A 24019-nucleotide genomic window follows, 5' to 3' on the forward strand; every position below is an offset into this window, starting at 1 on the left:
ATGTGTTTTCTTCTTACATTTACTATAAGAAAAATAAGAAAAAGAAACGAGTGATTTCCCTTACAAAACGTTTTGTTATCTTACAGTTTTGTCATTTTTCTCATTAATGTATGATATTCTTCATCTTTTGCAAATTGGAACGTGAATGTTGTCCCTTCCCCTTCAGCCGATTGCACATACATACCGTGATGTAAATTATCACAAATTTCCTTCGTAATATATAAACCCATTCCAGTCGCTTCTCTCGTTTTCCGGCCATTTACCCCTGTAAAGAATGGATCAAATATACGCTTTACATCTTGCTCTGGAATACCGATTCCATTGTCCTTAATATGTAATAACACCTTTTGATCTTTCTCTTCAATTTGAAATTGAATTTCCTTTTTCTCTGCTTCCGAAATTTTTGTATACTTAATTGCATTTACAACAATTTGTCCTATAGCAATACTAAGCCATTTTCTATCAGAGGCAACCATACAAGTATCTTCCTCAAACATCACTTTCGGAAATACAGACGATTGAATGAAGGACTTTCTATTTTCATTAATAATACCTCTAATAATATCTATCACATTTACTACTTCTACTTTATAATCTTTCGCAAACTGCTCTAACCTTGCCATATGTAACGCTAAATCTAAACCATTTAGTATGCGATTATTTTCTTCACGAATACTTTCAACTGTCGCTCTTGCTTCACGATGCTCTTTACCAAACTTCTGTAATAGTAACTCAATAACAGATACCGGTGTTTTCATTTGATGAATCCATTGGTTCATAAATATCATTTGCTGTTGTTCTTTTGCATGTTGTTTATGAACTTCATTCATATATTGCTGTCTTAATAGCGTAAACGATTCAACGACCATCTCTTGCTCTGCCGTATAAGAAGTATCAATAAGTAAGGAATCATGTAATGTATTTCCGCTAGTAACATATTTTTCGATCCTCCTTAAAAATACACTCCGTTTTCGGTAATCGTAAATAAGGTATACAGTAAACACAACTATCCCTAATAAAAGTCCGTATAACCATGTATTCCAATCAATAGATCGCTTTTCTAAAAGACTTTGCAACTGCAAAACGAGCCCAAATAAACAGAGGCTAACAATGTAAGAAAGAATTAAAGAAAAGCGGTCCATGAGGTAATCTTTAACCTTCATGTCCTTCTCCCCACTCTGTAAGAAGCGCATAACCGTATCCACGTTTCGTTACAATTGCATTTTTAATGCCTAGCTCCTCTAGTTTCTTTCTTACACGTTTTACATTTACGGTTAATGTATTATCATCAACAAAAGCTACCTCATCCCAGAGGGCTTCTAACAATTCTTCGCGCGTTACATATTGATCTGCTTGTTTCATTAAACACTCTAATAAGTAAAATTCATTTTTTGTCAGTTCTGTTTGTTGTCCTTGCCACTCAACAACGTGCTGAGATGGGAATAACAACAGTCCATTTACACCTAAACAATCGCTTTCTGCCGCAGAAGCATACTCACCATACCCACGACGAAGTGCACTTTTCACCTTAGCCATTACAATGTCTAAATGGAATGGCTTCGTAATGTAATCATCTCCGCCATTTTCAATTGCCATTACTTGATCCATTTCCCCCGTTCTTGCAGAAACAAAAATAATTGGTGCATTCGATACAGTGCGGATTTGACGACACCAATAGAAACCATCAAAATACGGTAAATTAATATCAAGTAACACGAGATGTGGATTTACTTTTACAAACTCATCTTTTATATGCCGCAAATCACTCGCTCTAAATGACTGATAGCCATACCTTTCTAAATGTTCCTCTAATATCCCCGCGATTTTCTCATCATCTTCTACGATTAATATTTTATACATGTTCACTTTCTCCCCATAAAAAGTTCTTATAAAACCACTTCTTTTTCTATTATAAATTGAAAATTTAATTAGTGGGGATTTTTCCCTGTATAAATCAGACTTTTACGATATAAAGTGAACCTTTAATCAGTGGGGGGTTTTTCTTCCCTCCACCTAACTTCTTTGCTTTCGCTACATTTTGAGATAGGGGTCTTACTGCCCATTAAAGTGAGATAAAAAAAGACTGCCGTATTTCGGCAGTCTTAGTCGATAAATTCAAATTCATATTCAAGAATTTTTACAATATCTCCGTCTTTTGCGCCACGTGCACGAAGCGCTTCATCAATACCCATTCCGCGCATTTGGCGAGCGAAACGACGTACAGATTCATCACGTGAGAAGTCTGTCATCTTGAATGTTTTCTCGATATCATAACCAGAGATAACAAACGTGCCATCACTTTCACGTGTAATGTCAAATTTAACACCTTCAGTCTCAAGTTTGTACATTACACTTGTATCAGACTCATCCGCTACTTCATGTATTGGGAATTCAGGTGTTGTTTCTAATAAGTTCGCTACTTCAAATAGTAAATCACGAACACCTTGTTTCGTTACAGCTGAGATTGGGAAGATTTTTACTTCGTCTCCCACTTTCTCTTTAAATGCTTGTAAGTTTTCTTCTGCATCTGGCATATCCATTTTGTTTGCAACAACAACTTGCGGACGCTCCGTTAGGCGAAGATTGTATTCTTTTAATTCATTATTAATCGTTACGTAATCTTCATATGGATCACGGCCTTCTAAACCAGACATATCAATTACATGCACGATTACACGTGTACGCTCAATATGACGCAGGAATTGATGACCAAGTCCGACGCCAGCATGTGCGCCTTCAATTAGTCCAGGAAGGTCAGCCATAACGAAGCTGCGGTTATCACCAGTTTCAACAACACCAAGATTTGGAACGATTGTTGTGAAGTGATACTCTGCAATTTTCGGACGTGCTGATGATACGACAGATAATAATGTAGATTTACCTACACTTGGGAATCCAACAAGTCCAACGTCTGCTAGTACTTTAAGTTCTAGAATGACATCACGCTCTTGACCTGGTTCCCCGTTCTCAGCGATTTCTGGCGCTGGGTTCGTTGGAGTAGCAAAACGTGAGTTACCACGACCACCACGGCCACCTCTTGCAATAACAGCTGATTGTCCATGTGTTACTAAATCCGCAAGAATTTGGCCTGTTTTTTCATCTTTTACTACCGTTCCAGGTGGAACTTTAACGATTAAATCTTCAGCTTTACGACCGTGCTGCCCTTTACTCATTCCGTGCTGACCGCGATCAGCTTTGAAATGACGTTGGTAGCGGAAATCCATTAATGTACGTAAGCCTTCTTCAACAACGAAAACAACATCTGCACCTTTACCACCGTCGCCACCTGCTGGACCACCTTTTGGAACATACTTCTCACGACGATACGCAACCATTCCGTTACCACCGTCGCCGCCTTTTACATATATCTTGACCTGATCTACAAACATTATTTCACCACACTTTTTTCAATTGGTTGTAATATAACTGAGACTTCTTCGTCTCTTACTGTATAAGAAATGGAATACCATTTATTGTTTTGGTTCGCAAGCCAATTCTGTAGTTCTTCTACACTCGTTAGCTTACCACGAAAATCAAAAAAGAAACGAGCATTCTCCGCGTCACATTCAATTGTGATACAAACATAATTTTCAACATATACGTCTAAACTATGCTGAAGCATTGAGAAAAATTGATTCGTCCATGTACATACAGTCTCATCTAAGTGAGATAAGTTATGTAAATTCCCTAATACTTCGTACTCCAATAAGCACGGCTGCTGTTTCCAATTATATGTTAAAATCCACTCTGAAAATAAAGGCATTGATAGCCCCATCAGATTGGATTCTTGTCTCGCTTCTTGGACAAAACGATCGATGAGACTATGAATTTCTTCCACTTTTCCAAGGGAAAGGTTTCCTTTCACCATCTGCATACGATTGAGCCAATCATGTCTTGAATGGCGCAATGCATCTATAATTGTCCATTTTTTATTCATTTAGATACTCCTTAATATAGAAAAACTCTAACCTGCACTCAGGTTAGAGTTTTCCGTGAGTTCTTATGCTTCTTGAGCAACAGGATATACGCTCACTTGTTTGCGGTCACGGCCAAGACGCTCGAAGCGTACTACGCCGTCAACTTTCGCGTATAAAGTGTCATCGCCACCACGACCAACGTTAACACCTGGATAAATTTTTGTACCGCGTTGACGGTAAAGAATTGAACCACCTGTAACCGTTTGACCATCTGCGCGTTTAGCACCAAGACGTTTTGACTGAGAGTCACGACCGTTCTTTGTACTACCTACACCTTTCTTAGATGCGAAAAACTGAAGATCTAATCTTAACATACGTTACACCTCCTGCACTTTTTCTATTAAACGGATATACTTTCCGTAATCAAGTTCGATCGTCTTAAGCGAAACAACCAATCCTTCTAAAAGTATCTGTGCTTTTTCTGCTGTATGAACGTCTAAATCATTAGGCAATTCATACGTTAAGAATCCACCATCACTTCCGAGTTCAATAGTTGCCTGCACATTACAAAGTTCTTCCACAGCATTTATGGAACCAAACACAACCGCTGTAGTTCCAGCACAGACAAGATCTTGTCCATGTGGCGCATAATCGGCATGTCCAGTCATTTTAAATGATTGGATACTTCCTAATTTCGTGCGACTTATCGTAATTTTAATCATGTTAACCAGAATTAAGCGTTGATAGCTTCAACAACTAGCTTAGTGTAAGGTTGACGATGACCTTGTTTCTTACGATTGTTCTTTTTCGCTTTGTATTTGAAAACGATGATTTTCTTAGCGCGACCGTGTTTTTCAACTTTCGCAGTAACTGTTGCACCTTCTACAACTGGGCTACCAACTTTCACGTTTTCGCCACCAACGAAAAGAACTTTGTCAAAAGTAACAGTTTCACCAGCTTCAACATCTAATTTTTCAATGTAGATTTCTTGACCAGCTTCAACTTTGATTTGTTTTCCACCTGTTTCGATAATTGCGTACATACTTGCACCTCCTCTTAATTACTAAGACTCGCCAAAAACGAGGTAGACATAAATGCCTTTAAGGAACCTGTCTTGTGCGGTTGTAGCATATAGCCGTTTAGGTGCTATAAACTATAACATAAAGATGTTATCATGAATCATAGACTATTGTCAATGAAAGTTCTAATAACTATTTTTTCCGTTCTATAATTTCTTTTTTACTTCCAAAACGGATAATAGCGTACTTTTCGATCATATCATCTTTGAAATAAATTTCAAATGGAATATTTTTTTGTAATTCTTTTTGCAAAAATTGTTTTTGTAATTCTTTAGGTGCAGAGATTAATACTGCCTCATCTTCTATATTGCCATATGAAATTAGCTCTCTCTCTAGCTCATACGCAATCGTTTCATACGACATGACATAGCCTGTCGCTTTGCACGGTGCACACTCTTCAAGTAATACGTCGCGTAAAGAATGTTTTTTACGTTTACGTGTCATCTCTAAAATCCCTAACTCTGTGAACCCGAGCACTCTTGTATATGTTCGATCATTTTGCATAGCAGCGATGAGACATTCTCTTATCTTTTCTTTATCTTCTCTTCTTTTCATATTAATAAAGTCAATTAATATCATACCACCAATATCACGGAGTCTTAATTGACGCGCTATCTCTTCAGCTGCTACTTCATTTGTACGAAGGACTGTATCTTGTAAATTCTGTTTTCCAGTAAACTTACCCGTATTCACATCAATTACAGTCATCGTCTCCATTTGTTCCACAATTAAATAAGCACCATTTGGGAGCCAAACAATTTTTTGAAGTGCTTTCTCAATCTCACGCTCTATGCCAAAATGGTTAAACATTGAAGACTTTTCATTATAAAAAGATATTTTTTCTTTACCGACTTTTTCTTCTAATTCTTTTACTATACTTCTTGTATCTACAACTACTTTTTCAATCGTTTCAATTGGATTCTCTTGAAATACACGATCTAAAAAGGTTGCTGGTCGATGGACTAGTAACGGTGCCTTTCCTTGGCCCTCTTTTCTTTTTAACTCTTCATATAACTGCTGTAACCTTTGCATTTCAGCTTGTATTTCTTCAATTTCTCCTTTTTCAGAAGCTGAGCGGAAAATATAACCTCCTTTCCCTTCTACTTCAATTTGGAGTAATTGTTGCCTTCTTTTATTGTTTTTTATTTTCCGAGAAACCGCACGCATTTCATCATATGGCATATAAACGACATATTTCCCGGTAAATTCTATATTTGCTGTCAATTTTGGCCCTTTCGTATCAATTGCCTCTTTTACAACTTGTACGAGCACCGCTTGTCCTTCATGTATATGATAAGAAGATGGTACATCATCGTACGAAAGATAAGCATGTTTTTCTAAACCTATATTTACAAAAGCTGCATTCATTCCAGCAATCGTTCTTACGATACGTCCAACATAAATATGCCCAACAATCTCTTGTTCTTCATTTCGTTTCCATAAAAACTCAACAATTTTCTTCTTCTCTTCAATTGCAACGCGTTTTTCCGATCCAGCGTAGTTCATATATAACGTTTTCAAAATACTTTCCTCACTTTATAATCTTCTTTGCTTTTACAATAATAAAAGGTTAGTGCTAACGTCAACACTAACCGATTAATTCTTCAACAGATGAAGTTGTTCGTTTTTCAGTAAAATACGCATAAAGCAATTCATTTTCATCCAATGTGTAATGTTCTTTATATTTTCCGCGGACGATAATAGAATGCTTATAGCCTCTACGAAATTTTGTGAATATCTTATATAAATGATCTTCTGATTGCACCTCAATCGGTGCAATCTTTTCAATTCCTCTTTTGTTCCCATAATAACGTTCTAATAAAAAACGCATAAAGGCATACCGTCTTTGCTTCCATTCTTGATATAACGACACCGCTAAAAATATGAGTAGTACCCACATCATAATATTGTTACTATTCCAAAGTAACTGCCCTCCTAGTATGACACTAAAAAAAACACATGATAATTTCATCATCTTTTCATGTGCTTGTAAATAAGGAAAACGATATGATAGTACGTTAAACAATACTTTTCCACCATCAAGAGGCCAAATAGGTAGTAAATTAAACGCTAAAATAATTATATTATTCCACATAAAGAAATAATATAATTCCGCATGAAGCCAACCAGCTTCAAACAACATATAGCCTACCGCCATCATCCAAAGATGTTGAATAGGTCCTGCAATTACAACAACTAGTTCCTCTTTCAATGATTTATTCCCATGTTCCTCAAGCTCAGCCACACCACCAAACGGCAAAAGTTGAATCTTCTTAATACGCCAATTATAGTGTGCCGCTGCAAAAGCATGCCCAAGTTCATGGATGAGAACGATACAAAATAACAGTAGTAACTCTTTAAAACGTGCCGTGAAAATACCAATGACAATAATAACCCAAAACAACGGATGTACTGAAATCTTTGTTAAAACATCTCTATATTTAATCAAATGAAATCACCTGAATCGGATCAATAAATTTTTCGTCCTTTTTTATTGCGAAATAAAACTTACCATTTTTATTATTCGCATCATTATTCACTGTTCCAATTTTTTGTTTCTTTGAAACATAATCATATAATTTCACTGACATATCATTTAAATTTGCATACCATGACTCCGTACCATCTGCATGCTGAATTTGAACTGTATTACCAAGTTCCTCTTTCTTGCCCGCAAAAACTACTAGCCCTTCATTCACTGACTCAACAGTTGCATTTGTAGCTGTTTGTACAAATACACCTTGGCCATTTTTTTGAAACCCTTGCATCACCTTTCCGGAAGCAGGAATGGCATAATCTTTTTGCTGAATCGTTTCTTCTTTTTTCTCATTAGGCGAATAGAACACGAGCGGTTTTCCAAACTGTTTTTCGTACCATTTCGCTACAGTAGCAAACTGAAACTCTTCTTTCATCACTTTTTCTGTAACAGCTTTAGCACCGTCGAAAGAAGCTGGTGCATTCTTATATAAAATAGCGACAGAAAGAACTAATATTGCTGATAACAATACTTTGAAGAAAAACACTTCTTTTCGAAATAAAGGATGAATTTCCTTTTCTCCATCTTCAATAAAGACTGTTTCACTATCAAAATTCCCTCCAGCAAAATACTGCTCTTCCTCCATCCTTTCTTGCTCTGCCTTCCTCTTCGCAATCCGTTTTTTAATTTCTTCTACACGTCTATTCTTCATACTGTCTCCTTTCTTTCGTTAAGCTAATGTACATAGAAACAGTTGTATACAGTTTGTACATATGTATGAGCTAGGTATGGAAGATATTCGTGTGAAGAAAAAAGAAAGCACTCCGCAAATATGCGAAGTGCTTTTAACGGATTCCAAAGAAGTTTTTCACCTTTGTAAATACCGATACCTTTTCTTGTTCAAATGCTTGTAATGGGACATTCTCACCCAACAAACGTCTTGCAATATTACGATAAGCTAACGCTGCTTTTCCGCTCGGTTGCAACGCTACAGGCTCACCTGTATTTGTAGCACGAATAACTTCATCATCATCTTCGACAACACCAAGAAGCTCGATTGACAATGTACGTACGATTTCATCAACATCTAACATATCCTGTTCATGAAGCATATGACTACGCACACGATTAATAACAAGTTTCGGTGGTTCAATATCCTCTTTTTCTAAAAGCCCGATAATACGATCCGCATCGCGCATTGAGGATACTTCTGGCGTCGTAACAACAATTGCTTTATCCGCACCAGCTACCGCGTTTTTAAATCCCTGCTCAATCCCCGCAGGACAATCAATTAATATGTAATCATAATCTTGACGTAATACTTGTATTAATTCATCCATTTGTTCAGGTGTTACCGCTGATTTATCACTCGTTTGTGCTGCAGGTAATAAATAAAGATCATCAAAACGTTTATCTTTAATAAGAGCCTGAGGTAAACGGCAACGCCCTTCAACGACATCAACAAGATCAAATACAATACGATTTTCCAGCCCCATTACTACGTCTAAGTTTCGAAGACCGATATCTGTGTCAATTAAGCACACTTTCTTTCCAGATAACGCTAGGGCTGTCCCAATGTTCGCAGACGTTGTAGTTTTACCTACACCGCCTTTTCCAGATGTAATTACTATTGCCTCTCCCACAGCTATACAATTCCCCTTTCTAACTTTGTTAAATTAGGTCTAAGATGAGTGAGAAGTTGCAGTCGATCGACAACAATGTGATTGTTCTCATTAATATACGCACATTCTGCCGCCTCCGCTCCGTCTTCTTTCTCTTCCGGAGCCCGCATTGCCACATCACTAATTCGAAGTTGCATCGGGTTCATAACAGATGCAGCGATTACAGCATCTGAATCCCCATAATACCCCGCATGTGCAATTCCTCTTAATGATCCTACGACAAAAATATTCCCCCCAGCGATAACCGTTCCGCCTGGATTAACATCACCAATTAACAATAAATTTCCTTTTACATGTAAAACTTGTCCAGAGCGAACAATTTTGGAAATAGGGACGATTTCTGTTTCTTCTTTCCAAGCTATTGCTTCCTCTTTCGTTATAACATCACTTTCAATCGAATCCACAACGAGATTCTTTTTATTACGAATTAACGTACGAATCTCTTCTTGTTGGACTTCTGTTAAATAACGGTTTCCTACTTTCACATGCACTTCAATTAAAGAGCGTCCATCACCATCATAGTAATGTGTAGAAAGCTTTTCATCCAATTCCTTCAATAATTCAGAGAATGAACAACAATCATCTAAATGAAGGGTTATTCCGTCTTTTGTCCCTTTTATTGTTACATTTTGTTGCTTTTTTTCTTCCACTAAAGTTCACCCCACCGATTCAATTCGACATAAAATTAGAAAATCCTTTTTTCTTTTTCTTCCATCGCTTTTGAAAGACGCACTAAATATCGTCTCAGTGGGAAACAAACTATCAATAAGAAAATTGCATTTAGCAATAAAGTAGACAGGAGACGATCTGTGAAAAAGACATACGCCGACATATGAGTACGTCCTAACAAAGTTAAAAATCCATACACATAATACTCTAATGCTACTATGCTAGCTAGTACGATAGAAGTAACAATAAATAAATTCAATTGTAGTACCTTCATCACACTATAAACTAAATAAACTAAAATCGGATACGCAAAAATATATATACCAACAAGTTCCGTGTATACGGTATCAAATAAGAAACCAAATAATAGTCCGTAATAAATCCCTTGGACCGGACTATAGTACACAGTAATAAAACATAACACAATGATAAAGAAATGAGGTGATGCTATACTGTCTTTCCAAAAAACCTCTGTTGGAACAATAGTAGCAAACATATTTTCAAATAAAAAAGCAAAAAGGAGCAAAAGAGGAAGAGCTGCTCTTTTTAAAATCTTCATCATCTCTTCTCCCCCTCCTATTCTAATGGCGCTGAAGGCGTTTCACGTTTCGCAACTACAACATGCTCTACGTCATTTAAATCAGCGGCTGGCTTTACATAAGCTGTTTTTGTTAAACCATATGGATCCGGCTGAACATCAACGATGGTTCCAATTACAAGACCTTTCGGGAAAATATCACCAAGTCCAGATGTTACAACTAGTTGATCGGTCTTTACATTTGCATCAGAGCCAATCTTTGTGAACAGAAGTAAGTGTTTTTCTTTGTCGTACCCTTCAATCAATCCAAAGATTTTCTCATCACCTTGTACGATAGCAGAAACACGATTTGTTCGGCTCATAGAACTTAACAATTCTACTGATGATGTAAACTGAGATACACTTTTCACTCGTCCAACTAAACCTTGTGGAGTTAATACAGCCATATCTTTTTTAATTCCTTGCTGTGCCCCTTTATCAAGTCCAACTAAATCGTACCATTTATCTGGATTACGAGAAACAACAGTCGCTGGAATTTCAGTATAACCGCTATTTAACTTATCTTTACCCGTTAACTCTTGTAGTTTCTTTTTATCATCTTCTAATTGTTTTACTTTCCCTGATAGACCTGCATAATTGTCTAATTTTGCTTTTAATTCTTTATTCTCTTCATACGTGCGCTTTACATCCTCTACATTTTCGAAGAATCCAGCTACGTATTTCGCTGGCTTTTGGAATACACGTTCTACAACACCGACAGTGTCTTTAACAAACTGCTCTGGCCATGTTAAACTGTTCCGTTCTTTCAATGAGATTCCAATCAATGCCACGAGAAGAATAATACTAACTAACAAAACAATTAATCTTTTGTTTAAGAAAAACTGTGGCACGTTCACACCCTCTTAATTTCATTGATTTTTATTTTGCAATATTATCGAGCAGCAGTTTTGAAAAGATCGATATTGTCTAATGCTTTACCCGTTCCAATTGCTACGCAATCTAATGGGTCTTCTGCAACAAGAACTGGCATATTTGTTTCTTCACTAATTACTTTATCTAAATTACGTAGTAATGCTCCGCCACCTGTTAATACGATACCACGGTCCATAATATCTGCCGCTAATTCAGGTGGAGTTTTCTCTAACGTATTTTTAACAGATTCTACAATGGCATCTACTGTATCTTTTAATGCATCTGCAATTTCTTCTGGTTGAATTAGTACTGTTTTTGGTAAACCACTTACTAAATCACGACCGCGAATTTCCATAGGCTCGATACCTTCTGGCTCGCCTGCAGAACCGATTTCTAATTTTAATGCTTCAGCTGTTCTTTCACCGATCATTAAGTTGTAGCTTTTCTTAATGTACTGAATGATTGAATCATCCATATCATCACCAGCAACACGAACTGATTGACTTGTTACAATACCACCTAAAGAAATGATTGCAACTTCTGTTGTACCGCCACCGATATCAACAACCATGCTACCAGTTGGTTCCCAAACAGGTAAGTTTGCACCAATTGCTGCTGCAAATGGTTCTTCGATAGGATAAGCATCACGAGCACCAGCTTGACGAGTCGCATCAATTACTGCACGTCTTTCTACAGCTGTAATACCAGATGGTACACATACCATTACATAAGGCTTACGTGAGAAGAATCCATTTGATTTTTGAGCTTGTTGAATGTAATATTTCATCATTGTTGCTGTTGTTTCGTAATCAGCAATTACACCGTCTTTCATCGGGCGAAGTGCCACAACGTTTCCTGGTGTACGACCAATCATTTGTTTTGCATCGCTACCTACAGCAACGATTTGTTTCGTATCAGTTTGTAACGCTACTACTGAAGGTTCACGTAAAACTACACCTTTTCCCTTTACATATACAAGCGTGTTCGCAGTTCCTAAGTCTATTCCAAGATCGCGAGTAAAGCCACCAAATCCAAACATATTATTTATCTTCCTTTCTTGTTTTCACGGACTCATTTTTTCTTACTTTATATTATAAAAACAGTACGTTTTTTATATCTTTATCCTTTTTGTAGATAATTTTCTACAAAAAACTCATAAATCACATTATAAAACAAAATAAGTAAAAAGCATAGTCTTAAATATGACCTTTTTCCTTTAAACTCACGAATTTATGGTCACCTATTATAATATGATCGAGCACTTCAATTCCGATAATTCGGCCGCATTCTACTAAGCGTTTTGTTACTTCAATATCTTCTCGGCTCGGCGCGGGATCTCCTGAGGGATGGTTATGAAGACATATGATAGAGGCTGCTGCACGGCGAAACGCTTCTTTAAAAACTTCCCTTGGATGTACAATTGATGAGTTTAAACTTCCAATAAAAATCGTCTGCCTATGTATAACTTGATTCTTTGTGTTCAAATATAGACATACAAAATGCTCCTGCTGCAGGAAGCGCATTTCTTCCATCATATATGTGGCGCAATCTTCCGGGCTTCGAATGCTGTATCTATTTTGATATTCTAAACGCACCATTCTTCTACCGAGTTCAAAAGCAGCTATAAGCTGAGTTGCCTTCGCAACCCCGACACCATGTATACTGACAAGCTCTTCTAACGTTGCATCTTTCAACATACGTAAACCATCAAAATGATGTAAAATTTTATCTGATAACTTCAAAACTGTTTCTTCTTTAGAACCTGTTCTGAGTAACACTGCAAGAAGCTCCCGATTGGATAAACTTCCAGCCCCTTCTAACAATAAACGCTCCCGTGGCTGTTCTTCTTTGACAACATCACGAATACCGTTCATTTCTCCACCCCTTTATTTGTTCTCTCAAAGAAAATCCCATGCAATTTTACGCATGTGTTACATCAATATTAAATTGTTTTAATTCCCGAACAAGACGTGAAATTGGTAACCCAACTACACTATAGTAGTCTCCTTGAATATGTTGAACAAAAATAGATCCTTTACCTTGAATCCCATAACTTCCTGCTTTATCCAAAGGCTCTTTCGATGCAATGTATGCATCAATTTCCTCTTCTGTTAATTCCCAAAACGTAACTTCTGTACGCTCGTAAAAAGTGACTGTTTTGTCCTTTGCTATAATTGCAACACCAGTATACACTTCATGTGTTTTCCCTGATAATAATTGCAACATTTCTTTCGCCTCAGCCTCATTAGATGGCTTTCCAAGAATACGCGACTCATATGTAACAATTGTGTCTGCACCTAACACAATATGATCACTGTTATTTTCTGCTACCGCAGATGCTTTTTGCAGGGCAAGGGACATAACAATATCAGAAGGCGATGAATACGCACCAATCGTTTCTTCTACTTCACTTACAACAATTTCAAATGGCACACCCGCTAACTCAAGCAATTCCTTCCTGCGAGGTGATCCTGAAGCTAAAATAATTTTTTTCATATTTTCTCCTTCCTTTCTCACATGAAGCAGAATCATTTATATCAATCGTATCAAAGGAATAGTTTGTCCACAAATAAAAGAAATATTATTTTCTCTAAACAAAATAATACTTCCTTACTAAAACACGATTATATTCCTGTCATAGAGAAAGCACTTTACTCTAAATTCAAAAGAAAAGAAAGAAGCATCTACACTTCTTCCTTCGTCATTTCATTATCCTATTATTTCACCTTTTGTGAAACAATTTTTTCGTATGAAAGTATACCATCAATGATAACTTGATTTAATTTCGCTAAAGATTCCTTATCACCTTTTCCGTCCTTCACTGTTTGCACAGCTACTGACGTGTACATATACAATTTCTTCGCTTCTTCCTGCTTCATACTTTTCCCTTCTTTTTCAATCGCTTTCCACTCTTTTTCGATTGCACTTATATCTTTTGCATTACTTTTTTCACTAGCTTGTACGCTAGAAGCATATTTTGCTAAATGAGTATATAATGGCTGTACTTTTGTTAAAAACGCCCCAACTTCTTTATCATCTTTAAGTAACGCTTTATCTGTTATATCCCAGTCCTTTTTCAATACGGAGACATTATCATTTTTATACTGCGTCATTAATTGGTTTATGCCTTGTTCATCGCTAGCAATACCAACAACTAATGCATACTTATCACCGCTCGGTTTTAAGGCTGCTACACCTCCATTACCTTTCCACTCTTCAAGAGCGGCCTGTCCCTTTTCTTCAGAAGAATAGATTCCTCCTTGAACAAAAAATAATTTCATTGGATCTAATGACGTTCCTGTCTGTGCTTTTGTCTTTTCCTCTTTTGGTGCTGGTGTTTGTTCTACCGTTCCGCCCACCTTTGATTCTTCCTTTCGCATCTGCTTCGAAGCTGTTACTTCGCTTCCTCCTGTCGCACCTTGTCCTTTCAGTAACTGTAGCATCCCCATCCCAAACGCCGTACCAATAATAATTGCAGTTGCAACGATTGCAATTAACGTATTGCTCCACTTCTTTCGATTTTTTTCCGTAGACGCTACTTTCGATTTTTGAAACGGAACAACGTTTTTTGGCCTTTCACTTTCTACTACCATCCAGTCAAATTCATCTTTCTTCTTCTCCTCATACTTCGCTTCTGTTCCATTCACTTTCACTGAGATCGTTCGTGATTGCTTGTCCATACACTCACACCTCACCTCTTATCGTTGTCCGCATCATATCATATTCATTTCACAAAAAAACGAGATATTTGTCAGAGGAATTCGCCAAATAACCCTATATATTTATCTTATATGTATGCATTTGACTTCATTTGTAGAACAAAAAAACTAGATAGCAAAGACTATCTAGTTTTTTTCGCGAATATATTTTCGAACTTCCGAAATGAAATAAAGAGAACCTGTTATGATAAAAACATCATTTTCTCCAAGCATTTCAACCTTCGTATCAATTGCCTCTTTCCAATTTTCAAAAACTAATTTTGACTCTTCCTTTGCATACGATGCAAGTTTGTCAGCAGAAATAGCACGATCAAAGGCGAATGTTGTAAAAATAATTTCATCGGCGATGCTTTCTAATTGACCTACCATATTGTGCAATTGTTTATCACCAAGGGCAGTAAATAAAACTATTACATTTTTATCTTTGTAATGTGATTCTACCGTTTTCACAAGACTTTCAATACCTTCTGGGTTATGAGCACCATCTATAATAATATCCGGATTACTTTGCAGTTTTTCAAAGCGCCCCACCCAATACGCTTCCTGTAATCCCGTTCTTATTTCTTCTTCCTCAATTAAAAATGATAAGTATGTTTTTACATACATGACTGCCATAAGCGCAAGTGCTGCGTTTCCTACTTGATGGCTGCCTTTCATTGAAATTCGCACATCTTCAAAAGAGGCGAAAGGACAAGTGAAATCGAAATGTTCTCCATCTTCGCTAGACTGTTTATGTAACGATGTAAAATGGTTGCCCATCTCGTATAAATTTGCATGATTTTCCTTTGCAACTTTTTGAATGACTTGCAGCGCTTCCTCATCTTGCACACCAGTAATAACCGGAACACCAGACTTAATAATTCCCGCCTTTTCATATGCAATTTCTCCTAATGTATTACCTAAAATATGCATATGATCGTGACCGATATTCGTAATAATCGTGAGAACTGGATGAATCACATTCGTAGAATCAAAGCGCCCTCCAAGCCCTGTTTCAAATAAAACAACATCACAGAAATTAACTTTACCGAAGTAACAAATTGCCATAACAGTAATAATTTCAAACTCAGTCGCTTCCCCTAAATCCGTCTCATCTAGTTTTTCAACGACTGGCTTTACCATCTTTACAAGTTCAGTAATCTCTTCATCTGCAATTGGTGTTCCATTCACACTAATACGCTCGTTAAATGTTTCAATATAAGGGGAGGTAAATGTTCCTACCTTATATTTTGCATTTTCTAACATGTAGCGCATATATGTTAACGTTGAACCTTTTCCATTTGTACCAGCAAGGTGAACACATTTTATGTGACGCTCTGGATTTCCGAGCTCTTCTAGCATCCATCTCATTCTTTCTAATCCCGGTTTAATACCAAATTTCAACCGGCTATGAATCCAGCCTATCGCTTCTTCGTATGTATGTATCACGTATGCTTTCCCCTTTCAAAAGACAACCTTCATATTCCTATTATACGCAAAGAAAAGAGACTCACCAATATAGTGAGCCTCTAAAAAATATTTTACTTTTCAAGATCTGCTAGACGTTGGCGAACTGCTTCGCGTTTTTCTAGGTAATCTTGCTCTTTCGCACGCTCTCCTTCAATAACTGCTGCAGGAGCTTTCGCTACGAAACCTTGGTTTGAAAGTTTCTTCTGTACACGTTCTACTTCTTTATCGAACTTCTCAAGTTCTTTCTCAAGACGCGCTCTCTCTTCATCAAGATTGATAAGATCAGCTAACGGTAAGAATAACTCTGCACCTGTTACGATTGCAGTCATCGCTTTTTCTGGCGCTTGTAAATCCGTTTGAATTGTTAACTCGCTTGGGTTACAGAAACGCTCAATGTAAGAGCTATTTTTCGTAAGCTGGGCAAGTACAGCCTCATCTTTTGCTTTAATTTGCATTTGAACTTTTTTGCTCATTGGCGTATTAACTTCTGCACGGATGTTACGAACAGAACGAATGATATCAACTAGAAGGTGCATTTCTGCTGCAGCTTCTGCATCTTGTAAATCTTCGCGTACTGTTGGCCACGCTGCTACTGTAATAGATTCGCCTTCGTGCGGTAAATGTTGCCAAATCTTCTCTGTTACGAATGGCATGAATGGGTGTAATAGACGCATTGTTTGATCTAATACGTAAGCTAAAATAGAACGAGTTGTTTTCTTAGCTGCTTCATCTTCACCGTATAGAGGAAGTTTCGCCATTTCAATGTACCAGTCACAGAAATCATCCCAGATGAAGTTGTATAATGAGCGACCAGCTTCACCGAACTCATATTTATCCATGTTACGTGTTACGCTTTCGATTGTTTCATTTAAGCGAGTTAAAATCCACTTATCTGCAACTGATTTTTCACCAGTTAAATCGATTTCTTCATATTTCATGTCATCCATGTTCATTAATACGAAACGTGATGCATTCCAAATTTTATTAATGAAGTTCCAAGTAGATTCTACTTTCTCCATGCTGAAGCGTAAATCTTGACCTGGTGCACTTCCTGTTGATAAGAAGAAACGCATTGCATCTGCACCGTACTTCTCGATAACTTCCATTGGGTCAATACCGTTACCAAGAGATTTACTCATTTTACGTCCTTGCTCATCACGAACTAAACCGTGAATTAATACATCTTTAAATGGACGCTCGCCTGTAAACTCTAAACCTTGGAAAATCATACGAGATACCCAGAAGAAGATGATGTCATAACCCGTTACTAGTGCATCAGTTGAATAGTAACGTTTGAAGTCCGCTGCATCTTCATTTGGCCAACCAAGTGTTGAGAATGGCCATAACGCTGAACTGAACCATGTATCAAGTACGTCGTTATCTTGATTCCAATTTTCAATATCTGCTGGTGCTTCTGTACCTACGTATACTTCACCAGTTTCTTTATGATACCAAGCTGGAATGCGGTGTCCCCACCATAATTGACGAGAAATACACCAGTCGTGAATGTTTTCCATCCAACGTAAATATGTGTTTTCGAAACGATCTGGTACGAACGTTACTTTCTCTTCTTCTTTTTGCTGAAGCGCTACTGCCTTCTCAGCAAGCGGAGCCATTTTTACGAACCATTGTGTTGATAAGTAAGGCTCAACAACTGCACCACTACGCTCACTATGACCTACTGAATGCATATGAGGCTCGATTTCTACTAATACGCCCGCTTCTTGTAAATCTTTCACTAACGCTTTACGACACTCGAAACGATCCATGCCGTTATACTTACCAGCTTTTTCGTTCATCGTTCCATCTTCGTTCATTACTAAGATACGTGGTAAGTCATGACGGTTACCTACTTCAAAGTCATTCGGGTCATGAGCTGGCGTAATTTTTACAACACCTGTTCCGAAATCTTTTTCTACGTACTCATCAGCAATAATCGGAATCTCACGGCCTACGATTGGAAGTGTAACTGTTTTTCCGATTAAATGCTTGTAACGATCATCTTCTGGATGAACCGCTACCGCTGTATCACCAAGCATCGTTTCTGGACGAGTTGTTGCAAGACGAATGTGACCAGATCCATCTGTTAACGGATAGTTCATATGGTAGAATGCACCTTGAACTTCTTTATGAATTACTTCGATATCAGAAAGAGCTGTGCGTGTTGCCGGGTCCCAGTTGATAATATATTCACCGCGGTAAATTAAGCCTTTTTCGTATAATTGAACGAATACTTTATTAACCGCATCAGATAAACCTTCGTCTAATGTGAAACGTTCGCGAGAATAGTCTAGTCCTAAACCAACTTTCCCCCATTGTTGACGAATGTGAGAAGCGTATTCTTCTTTCCATTCCCAAGCCTTTTCAAGGAATTTCTCACGGCCAAGATCGTAACGTGAAATACCTTCTTCACGAAGTTTCCCTTCTACTTTCGCTTGTGTTGCGATACCCGCATGATCCATTCCTGGAAGCCACAATACATCGTAACCTTGCATACGCTTCGTACGAGTTAAAATATCTTGAAGAGTTGTATCCCAAGCATGACCTAAGTGTAACTTACCAGTTACGTTCGGAGGTGGAATTACAATTGTATACGGTTGTTTCTTCTCGTCTCCTGTTGCTTCAAAATATTTGCCTTCTAGCCACCACTGATAAAGGCCTTCTTCAACGGACATATGATCATATTTAGTTGGTAAATTCTTTTCCGTGTTTGACATTATTTTCCCTCCTTAAAATAAAAAATGCCCCTCATCCAAAAAAAGGACGAGGGACATCGCGGTACCACCTTTATTTACAAACAAATTCAGGAATTTGCTTATACTCTTAATTTGATAACGGACAAATCCGTCTTTTCCTAATGAGAACTACTCCGTTCAGAAAAGATGCTCCAGGGCTACCTTCTAACATAACTATCTAGAGAATCTCCCAGCTAATGATTCTCCTCTCTGAAGACGTTTCTTGTTATACTCTTCCCCTTCAAGGCATTTATATGATTGTTAATTATTATATACAATAGTGTAAAAAACGAAACCTTATTCGTCAAGATAAATTTAAGACTACAGCTTTTTGAGTAAAAAAAGAAGATAAGTAGCATCCCCTACTTATCTTCTTTATCCGTTCCCTTGCTGGGCAGCTTGTAATTGCGAAAGAAAATATTCTATATTACTAACGAGCCAATGCGCTTGTTGCAAACTCTTTACTCCGAGAAGTTCATTTTCCTCATTACGCCGCTCTCTTCTTTTCTTATAAGACTGGATTTGCCGAATAAATTGCGATGGATACGTCATATACGCAAACATGAGTAGTTGTTCTTCTTTCGTAAAAGGGAAGTTTTTTTGATACATTTGATACCATTCAAACCGATCACTTCGCGCAATTGGATATGTGTTTAACGACCGAGAATAAAACCCTACAATATCTTGCACAGGTGTTGCAAACTTCGATTTTTCTAAACTAATAAAATAGCCATTCCGTTCATAATCAAATAAAAAATGATTAAGCGATACGTTACCATGTACAAAAGTAATGCGCGTTGTTTCTTTTTCTTTCATCGCATCGTTCCACTCATTTAATTGCTTCGTTGCAAACTCACGCGCTCTCATTACATGATGATAGTACGTACAATACTGCAATTCAAACGGAGACATATACCACTTCGCTTCCGATTCTACAAGAAACTCTTCTAACATCTCTCCATCATTTTCCCAGCGATTGGATATATTTGTATAATGTTTTTCTAAATCCTCTTCTGTATACGTTTCTTCTTTTACCGTTTTTTGGTGCAACGTTCCGAGAGTCTGAAACATTTTATGGTATTGATCATTATCCTCGCCGTTCCCTTCCGCACGCTCTAACCAAGGCATTAAATAATAATTATACGTACCATCACTTAAAATATAATTTCCGTCCGTCGCATGGTATATAGGTACATAATTTGAAAAACCTTTCTCCTTCAAATATTGAATATGATGCAAAAAATTATTCCGCTCTAACTTCCTGCCTTCTATTTTCTTGAGCGCATATGGACCTTGATTCGTATAAATTTTCGTCACACTTCCGTGCTCTTCCATATGCTGCGTATTCAATCTATATTGCCTTACAATGGGTTCATAACGATTTCGTAATTCCATATCCATACGAATAACCCTTTCTATTCAAAACATAGCCTTTAGAAAAATAAGTGAGTGAAAACACTCACTTATTTCGCTTTTGCTCTTGAAACAGGAATATAAATAATTTGTCCTGTAGTTAAATATATATCTTCTGTTTGATTGACACGGTATAAGTTTTGTACAGATGTTTCATAACGTTCTGCAACAGATTCGATCGTATCTCCTTCTTGCACAAAATACATTCGTAACTTTGTAAATTCTTCTTCCGGTTCTTTCGTAAATAATTTTGTTAAATAAAGCGCATTTTCATCCCGCTGTGAATACGTTTCCTCTTCTTGTACTTCTTGTTTTTTCGCTTGTTCTTTCTTAAAATCTTTTCTTCCGAACAATTCAAATTGCGGCGTTGTTTCTTTCTCCTCTTCACGCTCTACAAATTCATGTTCTTCTATTTCCTCTTCTTCTACTTCCTGCTCTTTTCTTTCTTCTAGTTGGAACGGTTCAAATGCGTAATCTTCCCACTCATCTGATTCCTTATAGGCTGGCTCTTCGACTTGTGGCGTTGGTCTAGTTTCATGCTCTTGCGCAGAATCATCCTCTAACTCAGCATACGCCGTTTCTTCCTCTTCATCCTCAATTCTTTCTTCATCACATAAACCTGTAATAGATATATCCGCTAATAATTGTAAGCAACCATTTTCCTTTAGTTCATAATCAAATTCCTCGATAGATACATATAATTCTTCAATTACTTTCACACGGTTTCTTGGGATTGATATTTCAAGCGGGAAGGAATGAACAAGTTCATTAACCCCATCTTCTCTTGTTTCTACATAATCAATGGACTTCGCTGGCGATAGATCTCTTAATGAATAAGCTGAATCATCTTTTCGTGCAACATACTCTCCCGTTAAATCTAATTGCCCTCTCACAATTACCTCATGATCAAGCTCTTCTATCTCAACGTCTGGATCTAACGAAATTGACAAAAGTTCTTCGACTTCCTGTCCTTTTTGGAACCAAACAGATTCTTTTAATGAAAAACGTAATGAATGATCTGTTGCCACTTCTTTTCCCCCTCCCAAACTATATGTCATTACAGATTTATGTACGGAAAGCTGACTTTATGAATAAAAAAAATCGCCCCCCTTACGGAGAGCGATTTTCTTTATTCAATTAAGCTTTTAATTTTGACATTGCAATTTCAGCCGCTGCAATTGTCGCCTCAATATCTGCATCACTATGTGCTGTCGATAAGAATAAACCTTCAAATTGGGATGGCGGTAAAAATACACCTTGTTCTACCATTTCACGATAGTAAGCCGCAAAGAACTCTAAGTTTGAAGATTTTGCTGCGTCGTAATTAATAACTGGTTCATCTGTAAAGAAGATACCAATCATAGAACCCGCACGATTGATATGATGCGGAATGCCATGTTTTTCAGCCGCTTTACGTAAGCCAGATTCTAGCATTTCAGCTTTACGCTCAAATTCTACATACGATTCTGGCGTTAACTGTACTAACGTTTCATAACCTGCCGCCATTGCTAGTGGGTTACCTGATAAAGTACCTGCTTGATAAATCGGTCCGCTCGGTGCAACTTGGCGCATAATTTCTGCTTTACCACCGTATGCTCCTACCGGTAATCCACCACCGATTACTTTACCTAAACAAGTTAAATCAGGTGTTACACCGTAATAACCTTGTCCACAATTATAAGCAACACGGAATCCTGTCATTACTTCATCAAAAATAAGCAATGCACCATTTTGCTCTGTTACTTCACGAAGACCTTCTAAAAATCCTGGTTGCGGAGGAACAACCCCCATATTCCCTGCTACTGGTTCTACAATGACACAAGCAATATCATCACCGAATTGTTCGAAAGCGTATTTCACACTTTCTAAATCGTTATACGCTACTGTAATCGTATTTTTCGCTACACCTTCTGGTACACCAGGGCTATCTGGTAAACCTAGCGTTGCTACACCAGAACCCGCTTTAATTAATAACGAGTCACCATGACCGTGATAACAACCGATAAATTTCAAAATTTTGTTACGGCCTGTATAACCACGAGCTAAACGTAGCGCACTCATTGTCGCTTCTGTTCCAGAGTTAACCATACGCACAATCTCAATTGATGGAACACGCTCAATAACAAGTTTTGCTAATTTATTTTCAATTTCCGTTGGAGCACCGAAGCTCGTACCTTTTTCAGCAACAGCTTTTAAAGCCTCAACAACACGATCATTTGCATGACCATGAATTAATGGACCCCATGATAATACGTAATCGATGTATTCATTTCCATCGATATCATATACTTTAGAGCCTTTTCCACGCTCCATAAACAACGGATTCATACCGACAGACTTAAAGGCACGAACTGGGCTATTTACGCCACCAGGCATTAAATCTTGAGCCTCTTCAAACGCTGCAATCGACTTATCAAACTTTTTCATTATTTAGCGCCTCCTTCTTGTAACCATCTTGCTGCATCTTTCGCATGATACGTAATAATTAAATCTGCTCCTGCGCGTTTCATACTAATTAATTTTTCAAGTACAACTTCTTTTTCATTAATCCACCCATTTTGCGCTGCCGCTTTAATCATTGAATATTCACCGCTTACGTTATAAGCAACGACTGGCAAGTTAAAGTTATTTTTCACATCACGAACGATATCTAAGTAAGAAAGAGCTGGCTTTACAATTAAGAAATCTGCCCCTTCCATTACATCTGATTCTGCTTCACGGAATGCTTCCATGCGGTTCGCTGGGTCCATTTGATATGTTTTACGATCACCAAATTGCGGTGCACCGTGCGCAGCATCACGGAATGGTCCGTAAAATGCTGATGAATATTTCACAGCGTATGACATAACTGGTACATGTCCAAAACCATTTTCATCTAATGCGTGGCGAATTGCTGTTACGAATCCGTCCATCATGTTTGATGGCGCAATAATGTCCGCCCCTGCTTTCGCTTGACTTACAGCTGTTTTTGCAAGAACTGCAAGAGACTCGTCATTTAAAATAATACCATCTTCAATTACACCGCAATGACCATGGCTTGTGAATTGACATAAACATGTATCCGCAACTACTACTAGATCAGGGAATTCACCTTTAATTTGCTGAATCGCACGTTGCACAATTCCATGATCACAATATGCTGATGATCCAACTTCATCTTTTTCAGCAGGTAAACCAAATACAATAACAGAACGAATACCTAAATCAACAACTTCTTGCATTTCAGCTTGCAATAAATCTAAAGATATTTGATATACGCCTGGCATAGAAGGCACTTCATTACGAACATTTTCTCCTTCTAATACAAAAATAGGGTAAATAAAATCTTCCGTATGTAAAAACGTTTCACGCACAAGCGCACGCATGCCCCTGCTTTGTCTTAAGCGACGATGACGATTAAATTGTAAAGAGTTCATAGATTTCTATCCCC

General features: G+C 37.6%; 24 protein-coding genes and 2 other annotated features. All 24 genes read right to left on the bottom strand.

What is annotated here, in order from left to right:
- Positions 1-80: 80 nt before the first annotated feature.
- The 24 genes from ACTFRN_RS09025 to hemB all read right to left on the bottom strand — a co-directional run bounded on the left by ACTFRN_RS09025 (position 81) and on the right by hemB (position 24005).
- The gene (locus tag ACTFRN_RS09025) at positions 81-1163 is read right to left on the bottom strand and encodes a HAMP domain-containing histidine kinase (protein WP_000864965.1); all 1083 of its coding nucleotides are present in this window, start codon (positions 1161-1163) and stop codon (positions 81-83) included.
- Complete coding sequence (locus ACTFRN_RS09030) at positions 1153-1860, bottom strand: response regulator transcription factor (RefSeq protein ID WP_000276715.1); 708 nt, start codon at positions 1858-1860, stop codon at positions 1153-1155. Before ACTFRN_RS09030 ends, ACTFRN_RS09025 begins: the two co-directional genes overlap by 11 nt.
- A 242-nt stretch (positions 1861-2102) precedes the next feature.
- Complete coding sequence (gene obgE / locus ACTFRN_RS09035) at positions 2103-3389, bottom strand: GTPase ObgE (RefSeq protein WP_000497114.1); 1287 nt, start codon at positions 3387-3389, stop codon at positions 2103-2105.
- On the bottom strand, positions 3389-3937 hold the full coding sequence (locus ACTFRN_RS09040; RefSeq protein ID WP_001037006.1) for a sporulation initiation phosphotransferase B: 549 nt from the start codon (positions 3935-3937) through the stop codon (positions 3389-3391). Before ACTFRN_RS09040 ends, obgE begins: the two co-directional genes overlap by 1 nt.
- Before the next feature lie 63 nt (positions 3938-4000).
- The gene (rpmA, locus tag ACTFRN_RS09045) at positions 4001-4291 is read right to left on the bottom strand and encodes a 50S ribosomal protein L27 (protein WP_000944958.1); all 291 of its coding nucleotides are present in this window, start codon (positions 4289-4291) and stop codon (positions 4001-4003) included.
- Positions 4292-4294: 3 nt separating this feature from the next.
- On the bottom strand, positions 4295-4639 hold the full coding sequence (locus ACTFRN_RS09050) for a ribosomal-processing cysteine protease Prp (RefSeq protein ID WP_001993153.1): 345 nt from the start codon (positions 4637-4639) through the stop codon (positions 4295-4297).
- Positions 4640-4650: 11 nt separating this feature from the next.
- The gene (gene rplU / locus ACTFRN_RS09055; RefSeq protein WP_000270908.1) at positions 4651-4959 is read right to left on the bottom strand and encodes a 50S ribosomal protein L21; all 309 of its coding nucleotides are present in this window, start codon (positions 4957-4959) and stop codon (positions 4651-4653) included.
- A 14-nt stretch (positions 4960-4973) separates the two neighbouring features.
- Positions 4974-5051, bottom strand: a sequence feature (ribosomal protein L21 leader region).
- Positions 5052-5128: 77 nt separating this feature from the next.
- On the bottom strand, positions 5129-6517 hold the full coding sequence (locus ACTFRN_RS09060; protein ID WP_000855435.1) for an Rne/Rng family ribonuclease: 1389 nt from the start codon (positions 6515-6517) through the stop codon (positions 5129-5131).
- Between the two features lie 67 nt (positions 6518-6584).
- A complete protein-coding gene (spoIVFB, locus tag ACTFRN_RS09065) occupies positions 6585-7445 on the bottom strand; it encodes a stage IV sporulation intramembrane metalloprotease SpoIVFB (RefSeq protein WP_074567455.1) in 861 nt (286 codons plus the stop codon).
- Positions 7438-8184, bottom strand: coding sequence for a stage IV sporulation protein SpoIVFA (gene spoIVFA, locus ACTFRN_RS09070; protein ID WP_000797468.1), 747 nt, complete (start codon positions 8182-8184; stop codon positions 7438-7440). The genes spoIVFB and spoIVFA overlap by 8 nt, the downstream gene beginning before the upstream one ends.
- 133 nt (positions 8185-8317) lie before the next feature.
- Complete coding sequence (minD, locus tag ACTFRN_RS09075; protein WP_000503311.1) at positions 8318-9115, bottom strand: septum site-determining protein MinD; 798 nt, start codon at positions 9113-9115, stop codon at positions 8318-8320.
- A 2-nt stretch (positions 9116-9117) separates the two neighbouring features.
- Entirely contained in the window at positions 9118-9804 is a 687-nt protein-coding gene (minC, locus tag ACTFRN_RS09080; RefSeq protein ID WP_000391517.1) for a septum site-determining protein MinC, read from the bottom strand.
- 35 nt (positions 9805-9839) lie between these two features.
- Positions 9840-10385, bottom strand: a complete 546-nt coding sequence (gene mreD, locus ACTFRN_RS09085) for a rod shape-determining protein MreD (RefSeq protein WP_000975746.1) — start codon at positions 10383-10385, stop codon at positions 9840-9842.
- 14 nt (positions 10386-10399) lie between these two features.
- A complete protein-coding gene (gene mreC / locus ACTFRN_RS09090) occupies positions 10400-11251 on the bottom strand; it encodes a rod shape-determining protein MreC (protein WP_001135480.1) in 852 nt (283 codons plus the stop codon).
- 41 nt (positions 11252-11292) lie between these two features.
- Entirely contained in the window at positions 11293-12312 is a 1020-nt protein-coding gene (gene mreB / locus ACTFRN_RS09095; protein WP_000466737.1) for a cell shape-determining protein MreB, read from the bottom strand.
- Positions 12313-12469: 157 nt separating this feature from the next.
- Entirely contained in the window at positions 12470-13147 is a 678-nt protein-coding gene (radC, locus tag ACTFRN_RS09100; RefSeq protein ID WP_001013385.1) for a DNA repair protein RadC, read from the bottom strand.
- Between the two features lie 46 nt (positions 13148-13193).
- Positions 13194-13769, bottom strand: coding sequence for a Maf family protein (locus ACTFRN_RS09105; protein ID WP_000720486.1), 576 nt, complete (start codon positions 13767-13769; stop codon positions 13194-13196).
- Positions 13770-13990: 221 nt separating this feature from the next.
- Positions 13991-14953, bottom strand: coding sequence for a hypothetical protein (locus tag ACTFRN_RS09110; protein WP_016718601.1), 963 nt, complete (start codon positions 14951-14953; stop codon positions 13991-13993).
- 165 nt (positions 14954-15118) lie between these two features.
- Positions 15119-16420 carry a bifunctional folylpolyglutamate synthase/dihydrofolate synthase gene (locus tag ACTFRN_RS09115; protein WP_049113903.1) on the bottom strand — a complete coding sequence of 434 codons (1302 nt, stop codon included), beginning with the start codon at positions 16418-16420 and terminating at the stop codon, positions 15119-15121.
- 92 nt (positions 16421-16512) lie between these two features.
- Entirely contained in the window at positions 16513-19158 is a 2646-nt protein-coding gene (locus ACTFRN_RS09120) for a valine--tRNA ligase (RefSeq protein ID WP_000072228.1), read from the bottom strand.
- Between the two features lie 39 nt (positions 19159-19197).
- Positions 19198-19430 (bottom strand) — a binding site (T-box leader).
- A gap of 121 nt (positions 19431-19551) precedes the next feature.
- On the bottom strand, positions 19552-20577 hold the full coding sequence (gene ysxE, locus ACTFRN_RS09125) for a spore coat protein YsxE (RefSeq protein ID WP_000367003.1): 1026 nt from the start codon (positions 20575-20577) through the stop codon (positions 19552-19554).
- Positions 20578-20639: 62 nt separating this feature from the next.
- Complete coding sequence (gene spoVID, locus ACTFRN_RS09130) at positions 20640-21617, bottom strand: stage VI sporulation protein D (RefSeq protein WP_000179722.1); 978 nt, start codon at positions 21615-21617, stop codon at positions 20640-20642.
- A 109-nt stretch (positions 21618-21726) separates the two neighbouring features.
- The gene (gene hemL, locus ACTFRN_RS09135; RefSeq protein WP_000712927.1) at positions 21727-23016 is read right to left on the bottom strand and encodes a glutamate-1-semialdehyde 2,1-aminomutase; all 1290 of its coding nucleotides are present in this window, start codon (positions 23014-23016) and stop codon (positions 21727-21729) included.
- On the bottom strand, positions 23016-24005 hold the full coding sequence (hemB, locus tag ACTFRN_RS09140) for a porphobilinogen synthase (RefSeq protein WP_049113907.1): 990 nt from the start codon (positions 24003-24005) through the stop codon (positions 23016-23018). The genes hemL and hemB overlap by 1 nt, the downstream gene beginning before the upstream one ends.
- Positions 24006-24019: the final 14 nt, after the last annotated feature.

The sequence above is a fragment of the Bacillus cereus group sp. MYBK245-2 genome (assembly GCF_051916145.1).
Taxonomy (GTDB): domain Bacteria; phylum Bacillota; class Bacilli; order Bacillales; family Bacillaceae_G; genus Bacillus_A; species Bacillus_A pacificus.